The organism is Mycobacterium simiae, from assembly GCF_010727605.1.
In the GTDB taxonomy this organism is placed as follows: domain Bacteria; phylum Actinomycetota; class Actinomycetes; order Mycobacteriales; family Mycobacteriaceae; genus Mycobacterium; species Mycobacterium simiae.
This window is the reverse complement of record NZ_AP022568.1, coordinates 1680206-1692834: the sequence shown is the minus strand read 5'-3', so window position 1 is coordinate 1692834 and position 12629 is coordinate 1680206. Positions and strand designations below refer to the sequence as shown.

Annotated in this window: 13 protein-coding genes; 4 read left to right on the top strand and 9 right to left on the bottom strand. The window is 67.8% G+C overall.

Annotation, left to right across the window (positions count from 1 at the left end):
- Window positions 1–19: 19 nt before the first annotated feature.
- The 3 genes from G6N33_RS07725 to G6N33_RS07715 all read right to left on the bottom strand — a co-directional run bounded on the left by G6N33_RS07725 (window position 20) and on the right by G6N33_RS07715 (window position 2699).
- Complete coding sequence (locus tag G6N33_RS07725) at window positions 20–943, bottom strand: class I SAM-dependent methyltransferase (protein WP_044509846.1); 924 nt, start codon at window positions 941–943, stop codon at window positions 20–22.
- Complete coding sequence (locus G6N33_RS07720; RefSeq protein WP_044509847.1) at window positions 940–1905, bottom strand: class I SAM-dependent methyltransferase; 966 nt, start codon at window positions 1903–1905, stop codon at window positions 940–942. Before G6N33_RS07720 ends, G6N33_RS07725 begins: the two co-directional genes overlap by 4 nt.
- A 149-nt stretch (window positions 1906–2054) precedes the next feature.
- Window positions 2055–2699, bottom strand: a complete 645-nt coding sequence (locus G6N33_RS07715) for a class I SAM-dependent methyltransferase (protein ID WP_044509848.1) — start codon at window positions 2697–2699, stop codon at window positions 2055–2057.
- 74 nt (window positions 2700–2773) lie between these two features.
- Here G6N33_RS07715 and G6N33_RS07710 point away from each other — a divergent pair, with 74 nt between their 5' ends.
- Entirely contained in the window at window positions 2774–3640 is an 867-nt protein-coding gene (locus G6N33_RS07710) for a helix-turn-helix transcriptional regulator (protein WP_044509849.1), read from the top strand.
- Window positions 3641–3664: 24 nt separating this feature from the next.
- Window positions 3665–5107, top strand: a complete 1443-nt coding sequence (locus tag G6N33_RS07705) for a xylulokinase (protein WP_044509850.1) — start codon at window positions 3665–3667, stop codon at window positions 5105–5107.
- Between the two features lie 18 nt (window positions 5108–5125).
- Here G6N33_RS07705 and G6N33_RS07700 read toward each other — a convergent pair whose 3' ends face one another.
- The 3 genes from G6N33_RS07700 to G6N33_RS07690 are packed head-to-tail and all read right to left on the bottom strand — an operon-like array spanning window position 5126 to window position 7688.
- On the bottom strand, window positions 5126–6043 hold the full coding sequence (locus tag G6N33_RS07700; protein WP_044509851.1) for an MBL fold metallo-hydrolase: 918 nt from the start codon (window positions 6041–6043) through the stop codon (window positions 5126–5128).
- Complete coding sequence (locus G6N33_RS07695; protein ID WP_101528768.1) at window positions 6040–6705, bottom strand: L-fuculose-phosphate aldolase; 666 nt, start codon at window positions 6703–6705, stop codon at window positions 6040–6042. Before G6N33_RS07695 ends, G6N33_RS07700 begins: the two co-directional genes overlap by 4 nt.
- Window positions 6702–7688 (bottom strand): NAD(P)-dependent oxidoreductase, encoded by a 987-nt coding sequence (locus G6N33_RS07690; RefSeq protein WP_044509853.1) that lies wholly within the window; start codon window positions 7686–7688, stop codon window positions 6702–6704. Before G6N33_RS07690 ends, G6N33_RS07695 begins: the two co-directional genes overlap by 4 nt.
- 30 nt (window positions 7689–7718) lie before the next feature.
- Between G6N33_RS07690 and G6N33_RS07685 the strand changes: the two genes are divergently transcribed.
- Window positions 7719–9071 carry a xylulokinase gene (locus G6N33_RS07685; RefSeq protein WP_101528767.1) on the top strand — a complete coding sequence of 451 codons (1353 nt, stop codon included), beginning with the start codon at window positions 7719–7721 and terminating at the stop codon, window positions 9069–9071.
- 41 nt (window positions 9072–9112) lie between these two features.
- A complete protein-coding gene (locus G6N33_RS07680; protein ID WP_044509855.1) occupies window positions 9113–9778 on the top strand; it encodes a GNAT family N-acetyltransferase in 666 nt (221 codons plus the stop codon).
- Between the two features lie 8 nt (window positions 9779–9786).
- Here G6N33_RS07680 and G6N33_RS07675 read toward each other — a convergent pair whose 3' ends face one another.
- Genes G6N33_RS07675 through G6N33_RS07665 form a run of 3 tightly spaced genes read right to left on the bottom strand, consistent with a single transcriptional unit; the run spans window position 9787 to window position 12566 of the window.
- Window positions 9787–10719 carry a class I SAM-dependent methyltransferase gene (locus G6N33_RS07675; RefSeq protein ID WP_044509856.1) on the bottom strand — a complete coding sequence of 311 codons (933 nt, stop codon included), beginning with the start codon at window positions 10717–10719 and terminating at the stop codon, window positions 9787–9789.
- Window positions 10716–11651 carry a class I SAM-dependent methyltransferase gene (locus G6N33_RS07670; RefSeq protein ID WP_044509857.1) on the bottom strand — a complete coding sequence of 312 codons (936 nt, stop codon included), beginning with the start codon at window positions 11649–11651 and terminating at the stop codon, window positions 10716–10718. The genes G6N33_RS07675 and G6N33_RS07670 overlap by 4 nt, the downstream gene beginning before the upstream one ends.
- A gap of 9 nt (window positions 11652–11660) precedes the next feature.
- Entirely contained in the window at window positions 11661–12566 is a 906-nt protein-coding gene (locus G6N33_RS07665) for a class I SAM-dependent methyltransferase (protein WP_044509858.1), read from the bottom strand.
- Window positions 12567–12629 lie beyond the last annotated feature (63 nt).

Sequence of the window (12629 nt, the reverse complement as noted above, 5' to 3'; positions counted from 1 at the left end):
AGACGACTTTAACCGGGCGTTATTTCAGGGTTGCGGCGACATAGCTCATGTCGCCGAAGACCGCCGTCAGCTCGTCCTCGGGGAACCGGAATCCGTTGTGCGCGTACAACTCCTTGGTCGAATGCGCCGTCACGTCCCAGTTGTGGGTCGTCAGGTAGTCGACGACGACGTTGCGCTCACCCCGATAGAACAGATCGGACGCATCGAGGTTGAACCCGTAACTTTGCCAGCGTTCGCTGATGCGCCGCAGCCGCTCGTCGGAGAACGCGTTGGGGTCGGACACGTGCTCGGTGGCCAGCCTGCTACCGGGTGCCGACAGCGCCGTGATGTTGTCGAACAACCTGTCCTGCGCCTCGGGCGGCAGGTACGGCAGCAGCCCTTCCGCGCTCCAGGCGGTGGGCCGCGTCACGTCGAAACCGGACTTCCGCAACGCCGCCGGCCAATCGTCGCGCAGGTCGATGCCGATGGTGCGGCGTTCGGCGGTGGGAGCGGCGCCGAGGCCGGCCAGTGTGTCGGTCTTGAACGCGATGACCTGTGGCTGGTCCACCTCGTAGACCACCGTGCCCGCCGGCCAGGCCAAGCGGTAGGCCCGGGTGTCCAGGCCGGATGCCAGGATCACCGCCTGCCGGATGCCCGCCCTCGTCGCGTCGGCGAAGAAGTCATCGAAAAACCTGGTACGAACGGTGATCTGCTCGCTGTGCGCCTTGCGGTTGAGCAGGGCATCGTCTTTGAGGTCCTCGACATCGATGTCGCCGTCGAGGATGCGGACAAACGGTTCGAGCCCGACCGCCCGAACGAGGGGATCGGCCAGCGGATCATCCAGGAGCGGCTCGGGCCCCTGCGAGGCCACCGCGCGGGAGGCGGCCACCATGGTGGCCGTGGCTCCCACGCTGCTGGCCAGGTCCCAGCTGTCGCCCTCGCTCCGTCCGGTCCGGGTGCTCATTTTGCCTTCTTCTGCAGGATGCCGCTGGTGTAGAGCATCTCGCCCATCCGCATGTCGTCGTCCTCGATCGGCGCAAACCCGTTCTCCGCGAACAACTCCTGGATGTTGCTGCTATTCAGCGCCCATCCCCGCTCGGTGAGATAGGGGACCACCTCGTTACGATCGCCGAGGTAAACGAGCCCCGCCATGTCGAGGTCGAAGCCGTGGGCGCGCCAGCGCTCGGCAATGCTCTGCATACGCTCTCGGAGCTTGTCCTCTTCCCCCGGCTCGGGGTTCGGTACGCTCTCGGTTGCCACCCGACTACCCGACGCGCTGAGCGCGGTGATGGTGTCCAGCAGCCGGTCCTGTGCCTCCGGCGGCAGGTAGCCGAGCAGGCCCTCGGCGCTCCATGCCGCGGGCTGGGACGGGTCGAAGCCCGCCATGCGCAGTGCGGTTGGCCAGTCGTCGCGCAGGTCGATGGCAACTACCCGACGATCGGCGGTCGGCTCGACGCCCAGATCGCGTAGGGCCCGGGTCTTGAACTCGATCACCTGCGGTTGGTCCACCTCGTAAACGACCGTGCCGGCGGGCCAGGCCAGCCGGTAGGCGCGGGAATCCAGCCCGGACGCCAGGATCACGACCTGCCGGATCCCGGCTTCGGTCGCGTCGATGAAGAACTCGTCGAAGAACTTGGTGCGCACGGCCATGTTGTCGGCCATGCGCGACATCGCGCCGGCCGATCCGGCGGACCCGTCGTGCACGTCGTTCAGCTCGGCCGGGTCCAGTTCGCCGCTGGCCAGCCGGGAGAGCAGGTCGACGCCGACGGCCTTGACCAACGGTTCCGCGAACGGGTCGCTGATCAGGGGCCGCTCGGCCCGGGTGGCGATCGCGCGCGCCGCGGCGACCATAGTGGCCGTCACCCCGACGCTGGACGCCAGGTCCCAGCTGTCGCCGTCGTATCTGATGGAGCTGGTGGAAGTCATGGGTGCCCCCTGCTGATGTACTTAGCTTAACTTTGCTAATACTTAGTCAATATAACAAGACTCCACCACTGTACGCTTCCCGCTGGCACACCCCGAGTTCACGGAAATCAGCTGGGGCCCGGGCCGCGCAAGGTCGCGATCGACCAGCGCTAAACCGGCCGGGTGGCCTGATAGTAGGTGAGCTGGCCGACGATCCGCTGCCGCGTGGTGGCGAGTTCGGTGCAGTCCAACCCCGCCGAGCGCAGTAATCGGGGTATCCCGTCACCCAGGTTGCCGGCCATGTGGTGGTTGCGCCGGATGAGCCGCGCCAGCACCCCGCCGCTTGCGGTGTGGCCGCCGATGTCGACCAGGTGTAGCCGGCCCCCCGGACGTAGTACCCGAAATATCTCCGCCGCCGCCGCCGGTTTCGCGTCGTCGCTGATGTGATGCAGCATCATTGACGACAGCACCCGGTCGAACTCCGCGTCGGCGTATGGAAGCCGTTCGGCGTAGCCGAGTTCAAAACGGATGCCGGGAATTCGGTCCGCCTTTCGCTGCGCGACCGCCAAGATCCGCGGATCCGGGTCGCACCCGATCACCTCCGCCGCGGGATGCGATCGCTTGACGGTAATCGAGAGATTACCTGTGCCACAGCCGATTTCCAGGACTCGGTGACCGTCGGTGATTTCCGCCTGGGCGACCAGGCGGCGGTAAACGTTGTTGAGGCCCATTAGCCGGGCGATCAGATCATAGGCGGGCAGAAACGCATCGTGACCGGTGGCCGGCAAGTAGTCATGTGGATGATGTTTCGTCATACCAACAATGGTGAACCACTGTCACGCACTATAATTGGCTAATTATCGCCGATAGTAGGACTATCTTTGGCAGTATGGCACAGGTACCTAGGCTGGTCGGCCACCGCGGCGGCGTTCCCGTCTACCGATACCGGACCGATCCGGAGACCGAACCGGTCTCGGTGCAGCGTCATACCGGCGACATCGTCGGGCACGGCCGCCATATCCACGACTTTCCGGCGCTGTGGTACGCCCCGGCGGCGGGCCTGGTGTACGTGGCGGCGCCCGGCGAGGTGCTGGATGCCGGCCAGTTGGCGAACCTGCAGGACGGCATCGCGGTGTTCTTCGACCCCACCGCGCTGGGTGAGGACGCCCGGTCCCCCTGGCCGGCGTGGCGCGGGCACCCACTGCTCTTCCCGTTCCTGCACGGCCATTCGGGTGGAGTCTTGCGCCTACAGATTCCCGCGGAGCGCCAACCCGTGTGGGACAACGCGATCCGGTCGATCGAAGCCGAGCTCACCGCGCGCAGCGAGGGGCATCGGCAGGCGGCCCTGGCATACCTGACCCTGTTGCTGATCGACCTCGCCCGACTGGCCCGGGATGTGGTCGCCGAGCTGCGACGCAGCGGGGAACCACTGTTGGCCGATGTGTTCGACGTGATCGACCGGCGATATGCCGCGGCCCTGTCGTTGCGAGATGTGGCGGCCGCGGTCGGCATGACGCCGGGGCATCTCACCACGGTGGTACGCCGGCGCACCGGGCGCACCGTGCAGGAGTGGATCATCGAGCGTCGCATGACCGAGGCACGCACCCTGCTGGCGGAGACCGACTTGCCGATCGCCGAAATTGCCCGCCGGGTTGGGGTATTCGATCCCGGCTTCTTCAGCCGGCAATTCGCTCGCGTGCACGGCATGTCGCCGCGCACATGGCGGGGTAGCCGGCTGAGCCAGGGTTCCGCCTAGCGCGGCTCTGGCACACTGGCAGCCGTGGGGCACAGCTGTCTGATCGGCATCGACATCGGGACCAGCGCGGTCAAGGCGATACTGATCGATACCGACGGCAACCTGCTTGCCGATTACCTACGCCCGCTGGTGATGTCGCGACCGTCGGCGCGTCACGCCGAACAGGATCCGGCCGCTTGGATGGACGGTGTGCTGGCGGCGCTGACGGAGTTCGCATCGGGGCATGACCTGTCGGGACTCGCGGGGATCGGCATCACTTCGCAGGTGAACACGCATGTCTTCGCCGGATCAGACGGTGCGGCGCTGCTGCCCGCGATCACGTGGCAAGACACCCGCTGCGCGGCCGACGCCGCAACGCTGGCCGCGCACATCGACGCCGAGCAGCAACGAACATGGTTCGGCACACCGGTTCCGATCGACGCGAGTCATGCGTTGTCCAGGTTGGCGCACGTGGCGCGCGTGCATCCCGATGTCTATGCGAAGACGCGATATGTCCTGCTGCCCAAGGACTATTGCGTGATGCGTCTGACCGGGTCAGTCTTCTCCGATGCGATTTCCGCCGTTCGCCTGGCTCGTGGGCAAGGTTATGTAACCGACTTACTAGCCCTGGTGCCACGGGCGCACGACCTATTGCCCGAGCTACGCGACTTTCATTACGTGGCAGGACATGTGCGTCACGGGATGCCTTGCGCCGGAACGCCTGTGGTGGTCGGCACCATGGATGCCTGGGCAGGTATGTTCGGCTCCGGTGTACTGCACGACGGTGCGGCCATGTATCAGAGCGGAACCAGCGAGATCTTGGGCATCATCTCACCGACCGTCAATCCCACGCCGGGGGTGGTGGTGTTCCCCCCGTACGACGACATCGTCCTGCATGCCGCGCCAACCCAGTCGGGAGGTGCTGCGGTGCAATGGGTTTCGCGCCTGCTGAGCGTCCCGACCGGTCGGTTGTCCGCACTTGCGGCCAACACCGAACCGGGACCATCCATCCCGTTGTTCCTGCCGCATCTCGAGGGCGAACGTGCCCCGATCTGGGACGCCGGCTCCCGGGGAGCGTTCGCGGGGATTGATTCCACCGTCGGCGCCGCAGAGACCGCGCGCAGCGTGATGGAAGGGGTTGCCTTCTCGGCGCGGTGGGCTTTTCAGGCACTGCAGCAGTCGTCGAATGTGGTTCTGGCGCAGGCGAACATCAGCGGTGGCGGCTCCCGTTCGGACATCTGGTGTCAAATCCGCGCCGATACGCTCGGCTTTGCCCTCAAGCGCACCGCGGTGTCGGACGCCGCGGTGCTCGGCGCGGCGCTATTGGCCGGCGTGGGGACCGAGGTGGTGGGCTGCGTGGCCGCCGCGGTGCGCGAGTTCGTCAGGTTTGACCGCACTTTCGAGCCGCAGACCGCCCATCGGGACTACTACGACGAAAAGTTCGCACGTTTCCAGTCGCTGTACCGCGCGTTGCGGCCCATCATTTGACGGCTTTGCCGCGCGGTCTTAGAGCTTGTCGACGTCCAGCCACTCATCGACGTCGAATCGGTCGGCCACGGCCCGGATCGTTGCACCACCGTGGCCCGGGTAGTGGGCGGGCACTACGGCGGCACGGGCCGCGGCGGCCTCGGTGAAGACCCGGCGCCGGGTGGCCGCGGCAGCCGGGGCATCCACATCGAAGGCGCACGGGTCGTCGGGGCGGCGGATTTGGAGTGGGCTATGGGTGATGTCGCCCACGAAGACTGCCGGGGCGCCCGCGTCCAGCCACAGCACCGAGGAGCCTGGGGTGTGTCCGGGAGCCGATCGCAGCCGCAGCGACGGGCTGACCTGGTAGTCGTCCGACCATTGGACGAGCTGACCGGCCGCCTCGACGGGCGCCACGCTGTCGGCGAACACCAGCTGATCACCGTGCTGCTGGGCGGCTTGCGCCTCAGTGCGCGGCGACCGCCGCGCCGCCGGGCCGTCGGGGGAGAAGTACCGGTAGTCGGCGGCGGGAGCCAGATATCGCGCATTGGGGAACGTTGGTACCCAAACCCCGTTGTCCAACAGCGTGTTCCAACCGACGTGATCGGAGTGAACGTGGGTGTTGATCACCACATCGACGGCGCCGGGGTCGATGCCCGCCGACGCCCAGGCGGCCAAGAATCCGGTGGCCAGGTGATCCAGCGCCGGGATGTGGGGGCGTTGGCGATCGTTGCCGACGCCGGTGTCCACCACAACGGTCAGCCCGTCCACCTCGATCACCCAGCTCTGCACCGCAATGCGCCACTTGTCGGTGTCGGGGTCGAAGAAGTCGGGCACCAACAGGTCGGCGTGCGCTTGCCAGCCCGACGGCGGGGTGTTGGCGAAAGACCGTGTGCCCAGCTGGAACTGAAACTCCACGATGCGCGTCACCATCGCGCGGCCCAGCTGGACCCGGCTCATAGCGGATTGGCCCGCAGGTAACTGTAGACGCCCGCGAAGTTGTGGTTCACCTCGTCGGGAATCGGCACCGGGCCACCGAGAACCCTGGCGCCCCAAACGATTTGAGCAGTCCGCTCCACCAGTGCGGTGATATGCAGGACCTTGTCGGGTCGGGGCCCTACCGCCACCAGGCCGTGATTGGCGATCAAGGCCGCGCCGCGGTCTTCCAGCGCCCTGACCGCGTTGATACCGACCTCCGGAGTGCCCGACGCCGCATAATCGGTGCACCGGACGTCGCCGCCGCAATAGACCGCGAATTCGTCGATGCAGGCCGGGATCGGCTGACGGGCGACGGCGAACATCGTCGCCCACACCGGATGACTGTGAATGACGCTGCCGATATCGGCGAATGCCTGATAACAAGCCAGGTGCAACTGCATCTCCGAAGACGGCGCCCGCCCCTGCGCCGCGTGCTGTACCGCGCCGTCGGGGTCGACGAGGACCAGATCCTCGATCGCCATGTCGCGGTAGTCGACCGAGGACGGCGTGATGACGATGTTGCCGTCGGGGCGTCGCGCCGAAATGTTGCCGGCGGTTCCCTCGACCAGGCCTCGCCGCAGCATGTCCTTGGCCGCCGCCAGCACCGCGGTCGCCGCGTTGTCGACGGATGTCACGGACGTCATGGGCCGAGCACCTCCGGATTGAGGATATGGGCGGGCGTGTTGCCGGACAGCAACGCCTCCAGATCGTCGGCGACCATCTGTGCCTGCCGGGCCTCAGTGTTCCACGTGGCCCCGCCGATGTGCGGGGTCAGCACCACGTTGGGCATACCGGCCAGCGGGTGATCCGTGGGCAGCCATTCGCCGACGAAGTGGTCGAGTCCGGCCGCGGCGACCTTGCCGCTGCGCAACGCATCGACGAGGGCATCGGTGTCGTGCAGCTGGGCCCGAGCGGTGTTGAGGAAGACCACCCCGTCCCGCATGGCCGCGAACTGCGCGGCGCCGATCATGCCGGCGGTGTCCTCGGTGACCGGCGCGTGCAGCGAGACGACGTCGGACTCGGCCAGCAGGTCATCGAGGTCGTGGTGGGCCTCGTCGTGGTAGGGGTCGTGGGCGACGACCCGCACGCCCAGCCCGGTCAGCCGCCATCGCAGCGCCCGGCCGACCGCGCCCAGGCCCACCAATCCCGCGGTGCGCCCGGCGATTTCCCACCCGCGGAACCGCTGGTAGGGGATGCTGCCGTCGCGAAACATGTTGCCGCTGCGGACATCCGCGTCGGCGGTCACCAGCTGACGGGTAACGGCCAAGAGCAGGGCCACCGTCAACTCGGCCACCGCGTCGGCGTTGCGCGCCGGGGTGTTCAGCACCGGGATGCCTGCGGCGGTGGCCCCGGCGATGTCGACGTTGTTGGGGTCGCCGCGGGTAGCTGCGATCGCCCGCAACCGCCGTGCCAGCACCGGGCCGCGCACCGAGTCACTCTCCACCACAACGATGTCGGCGCCTTCGCTGTCGATCCGCTCGGCCAACTGCTCGGGACTGTAGATCCGCAGCGGGGCCTGGCCCATCTCACTTATCCAGGGGTCATAGACCACGTCGGCCAGCTGCTGCAATTTGGCGAATCCCGGACCGCGTAATGGGGCCGTCACCAGGGCGCGTGGTGGTGTCACGAATGCCAATGCTGGCGTACGGTGACGCCAGTGTCACGTAATGGCGTCACGATCGGCATCGACATCGGCACCACCGCGGTCAAGGCGGTTGCTGCCGACGCCGATGGCCGAGTGACGGCACGGGCGCGCATCCCGCACCAGGTGCGGGTGCCGACGCCCGACCGGCTCGAGCATGACGCCGAGGAGGCATGGCGGCGTGGCACGTTGGCGGCCCTGGACCGACTGCACCGGCTGCTGCCCGGCCCGCAGGTGCGCGCCGTCGCAGTGTCGGCCATGGTGCCCTCGCTGACGGCCGTCGATTCGGCGGGCCGGCCGCTGGCGCCCGGGCTGCTCTACGGCGACGAGCGTGGCCGGGTGGCGGGCGACCAGCCGGTCCCGGCGTTGGGCGAGGCCGCCGAATTTTTGCGCTGGATGGCCGCCGAAGTACCCGGCGCGGCCGGATACTGGCCCGCGCCGGCGGTGGCCAACCATGCCCTGACGGGCGACGCGGTGCTCGACTTCGCCACCGCGGCCACCTCATTCCCGCTGTTCGACGGGACCGGTTGGGACCCGGCGGCCTGCGCCGAGCGCGGCGCCGCCGTCACACAGATGCCGCAAGTGCAGACGATCGGGGCGGCGGCAGGGCAGGTGCGTGGCACCGGTGCAGTGCTGGGGGTGGGCGCGGTCGATGCCCTGTGTGAGCAGATGGTGTCGGGTGCCGATCGAGACGGCGACGCCCTGGTCATGTGCGGCACCACGCTGATCGTGTGGGTGACCGTCCCCGAGGCGCGCCACGTGCCGGGGTTATGGACCATCCCGCACACCACGGCTGGCAAGAGCCTGATCGGCGGCGCCAGCAACGCCGGTGGACTGTTCCTCGGCTGGGTCGATCGCGTCATCGCCCCGGGCACGCCCGGCGCCCTGGATCCACACCGGGTGCCGGTCTGGTCGCCCTACATCCGCGGCGAACGCACCCCCTTCCACGACCCGCACCGGCGGGCCGTCCTCGACGCGGTCGACCTCACCCACGACGGCACCGCGCTGCGCAGGGCCGCCTACGAAGCCTCCGGTTTCGTGGTCCGTCAGCTCATCGAACTCAGCGGTGCGCCGGTCTCGCGCATCGTGGCCACCGGTGGCGGCACCCGCCTGGCGCCATGGATGCAGGCCATCGCCGATGCCACCGGCCGGCCGGTGACGGTATCCGGGGTGCCCGAGGGCGCGGCGCTGGGGGCGGCCTTTCTGGGCCGGATGGCGGCCGGCCTGGAAACGTCGATCATCGACGCCGGCCGCTGGGCCTGCACGGACCGCGTCGTCGACCCCGACCCCGCGTGGGTGGGCTCGGTCGAGGGCCGGTACCGGCGCTTCCTGGCGCTGGGCGAGCAATCATGCCGGCCGCCGCCATGAGATCTGGCGCGCTAATGTCCGCGGCGTTCTAGGCTGGTGCAATGACTGACCAGGATCGCAAAGCCGCCCGCCGAGAGATCGCCGACGCGTTGTTGAAAGCGCTTGAACGCCGGCACGAAATCGCCGATCTGGTGGTGGAGTCGGAGAGCAAGGAAGCCGCGGTCGACGGGATCGTCAAGCTCCTCGACACCTCCCACCTCGCCGCGGAAGCGGTGATGGGGATGTCCTTCGAGCAGCTCACCATCGACTCGCGACGCAAGATTCTTGCCGAACTCGAGGACCTGAACAAGCAGCTGAGTTTCACCCTCGGCGAGCGGCCGGCGAGCTCGGGGGACAACCTCGAGCTACGGCCGTTCTCCGCCACCGCGGACCGCGACCTGTTCGCCGTCCGCACCCAGGACATCGGCTTCGCCGGTGATGGATCGGGCGGGCCCGCAGGCAATCTCGACGACGAGATCCGGGCAGCGCTGCGCCGCGTCGACGACGAGGAGGCCGCCTGGTTCGTCGCCGTGGATTCCGGCGAGAAGGTCGGAATGGTGTTCGGTGAGCTGGTCCGCGGGGAGGTCGACGTCCGCATCTGGATTCACCCCGACCACCGGAAGAAGGGTTACGGCACGGCGGCGCTGCGCAAGTCTCGCTCGGAGCTGGCGTGGTGCTTTCCCGCCGTGCCGTTGGTGGTGCGCGCCCCCGCGGCCAAACCGGCCTGATCGCGGGGTTATCGCAGCACGGCGGTGACGGCGATGCTGTTCTGCAGCGATTCCATGCTCTCCCCCGGCGACACAGACAGACCCGCCTCGGCGAACATGTCGGCGCGGGTACAGGTGGAAACCGTCCAGCCCTGCGCGCTCAGGTAGTCCGCGGCCGGGGTGCGCTCGCCGTAGTAGACGAGTGCCGACACGTCGACATCGAGACCCAACCGACCCCAGCGGTTGGCCATCGCTTTCGCGCGTCGTTCCAACAGCGGCATGCTGCCGTCGCGATGGTATTCGGTCGCCAGCCGGCTGCCCGGCGCGCTGACCGCGGTGATCGCGTCGAAAAGTCGGTCCTGCGCTTCCGGCGGCAGATACATCAGCAGTCCTTCGGCGCTCCACGCCGTGGGCTTGTCCGCGTCGAAGCCGTTGCGGTGCAACGCACTTACCCAATCATCGCGAAGGTCGACGGCAACCGTCCGGCGCTGCGCGGTGGGTTCGGCGCCCAGATTCGCCAGCGTCGTGGTCTTGAATTCGACGACCGCCGGCTGATCGACTTCGTACACGACGGTGCCCGCGGGCCAGGCCAACCGGTAGGCTCGCGAGTCCAGGCCCGCGGCCAAGATGACGGCCTGGCGCACCCCCGCGGCAGCGGCGGTGAGAAAGAAGTCGTCGAAATGGCGCGTTCGCACGGCCATCATGTTGACCATCCGCCGCAGGTTGTATTCCGCTTCCGGGTCGACCTCGGGGTCGATATCGCCACTGTTGTCGGTGATCTCGCCGTCCAGCACGCCGATGAAGAAATCCTTGCCCACCGCGCGGACCAGTGGGTCGGCGAACGGATCGTCGATCAGCGCGTCGGCCCGCTTGCTGGCCAGAGCCCGGGCGGCGGCCACCCAGGTCGCTGTCGCGCCCACGCTCGAGGCCAGGTCCCAGGTGTCTTGGTCGGTGCGCGTCACGATCGACTCCCTAACGTTGCCGTCACATATCTGATGTCACCGAAAGCCGCCGCGGAGGGGTCAGCGGGAAATTCGAAACCGTTGTGCGCGTACATCTCCGGCGTGGTCCGGACCGTGGTTTCCCAGCCCAGCTGGTCGAGGTAGGCCACCACGTCATTGCGTTCGCCGTCGTAGACGAGTTCCGACCAGTTCAGGTCCAGTCCCATGCGGCGCCAACGCTCACTGAGCTCACGGCCTCGCTTGCGCACCCGGTCGGGAATGTCGGGAACGTAGCCGGTGCCGATCCGGCTGCCGGTGCACGACAGCGCGGTGATGTTGTCGAACAGCCGATCCTGGGCGTCCGGCGGCAGATAGCCCAGCAGTCCTTCGGCGATCCACGCGGTCGGTTGGGCTGAGTCGAATCCGTTGGCGCGCAAAGCAGTTGGCCAGTCGTCGCGCAGGTCCACCGCCACCGCCCGGCGCTCCGCTATCGGTGCGGCACCCAGCTCGGCCAATGTCCGGGTCTTGAAATCGATCACTTTCGGCTGGTCGATTTCGTAAAGCACGGTCCCCGGCGGCCACGGCAACCGGTAGCCGCGGGTATCGAGCCCGGACGCGAGGATGACCGCTTGGCGCAGTCCGGCTCCGACGGCCTCGAGGAAGAAGTCGTCGAAGTAGCGCGTTCGCACGGCCATGCCCTCGCTGAGGCGCTGCGGGCTGAAGGCGGGATCATCGTCGGGCGTTTCGAGTTCGCCGTTCATCATGCGGATGAATGCCTGCACGCCGACGGCGTTGACCAGTGGCTCGGCGAACGGATCGTCGATCAGCGGATTGGGGCCTTTGGACGCCATGGCCCGGCGGGCGGCCACCGCGGTGGCGGTGGCTCCCACGCTGGACGCCAAATCCCACGTGTCGCCATCAAATCGCTTGGTATCGCTGCTCTCGGTGGTCATGCGACGGCCCTAACGCAGCGTCGCGGTGACGGAGACGATGTTGCGCAGCTGGGTCTCGCGATCGGACAACTCGCGGCCGTAATCGGTGAACAGTTCGCGCCGGGGCCGGGAGCTCACCTGCCAGCCGTGCTCGGTCAGATACTCCACCACGTTGCTGCGCTCGCCGTCGAAGAACAACCCGGACAGGTCGACGTCGCAGCCCAACTTCGCCCACCGCTGGTTGAACTCCTGGGCCCGTTCGGACATCGTCGTGTCGTTGTCGGGGTGGTATTCGGTGGCCAGCTTGCTGCCCGGGGCGGACAGTGCGGTGATGTTGTCGAACAGCCGGTCCTGCGCCTCGGGCGGCAGGTACATGAGCAGCCCCTCGGCGCTCCACGACGTCGGTTGGCTCACGTCGAATCCGCTGTTGCGCAACGCCGCGGGCCAGTCGTCGCGCAGGTCGACGCTGACGGTGCGCCGGTCGGTGGCCGGCGCGGCACCCAGGCGCGCCATTGTGGCGGTCTTGAACTCGATGACTTGGGGTTGATCGACTTCGTACACCACGCCGCCGTTCGGCCAGGACAACCGGTATGCGCGCGCGTCGAGACCGGCGGCCAGGATCACCGCCTGGCGGATCCCGTCCCGGGCCGCATTGAGGAAGAAGTCATCGAAAAAGCGGGTGCGCACCGCGATCGAGTCCGTCTCCAACTGGAGGTCCCCGTCGCCATCCTCGGGCTCGTCTGCGGCGCTGATCTCACCGTCGACGACGCGCCGGAAGAAGTCGAGCCCGACCGCCCGCACCAGGGGAGCGGCGAACGGGTCGTTGATGATCGGATTCGCGTCGTTGCTGGCCACCGCGCGTGCAGCCGCGACCATGGTTGCCGTGGCGCCGACGCTGGAAGCCAAATCCCAACTGTCTTGATCAGTCCGTGTCATGGTGCACTCTTTCCGTCTGCTGGTTTCCGTCCGCTGGTCGCCGCACGTCGACGCCGCTCTCGA

Bases quoted from the DNA above. Each gene is read 5' to 3' on its own strand.
- G6N33_RS07680 (WP_044509855.1), top strand. From the start codon at position 9,113: ATGACTGACCAGGATCGCAAAGCCGCCCGCCGAGAGATCGCCGACGCG.
- G6N33_RS07720 (WP_044509847.1), bottom strand. From the start codon at position 1,905: ATGACTTCCACCAGCTCCATCAGATACGACGGCGACAGCTGGGACCTG.
- G6N33_RS07665 (WP_044509858.1), bottom strand. From the start codon at position 12,566: ATGACACGGACTGATCAAGACAGTTGGGATTTGGCTTCCAGCGTCGGC.
- G6N33_RS07695 (WP_101528768.1), bottom strand. From the start codon at position 6,705: ATGACGTCCGTGACATCCGTCGACAACGCGGCGACCGCGGTGCTGGCG.
- G6N33_RS07670 (WP_044509857.1), bottom strand. From the start codon at position 11,651: ATGACCACCGAGAGCAGCGATACCAAGCGATTTGATGGCGACACGTGG.
- G6N33_RS07700 (WP_044509851.1), bottom strand. From the start codon at position 6,043: ATGAGCCGGGTCCAGCTGGGCCGCGCGATGGTGACGCGCATCGTGGAG.
- G6N33_RS07725 (WP_044509846.1), bottom strand. From the start codon at position 943: ATGAGCACCCGGACCGGACGGAGCGAGGGCGACAGCTGGGACCTGGCC.
- G6N33_RS07715 (WP_044509848.1), bottom strand. From the start codon at position 2,699: ATGACGAAACATCATCCACATGACTACTTGCCGGCCACCGGTCACGAT.
- G6N33_RS07710 (WP_044509849.1), top strand. From the start codon at position 2,774: ATGGCACAGGTACCTAGGCTGGTCGGCCACCGCGGCGGCGTTCCCGTC.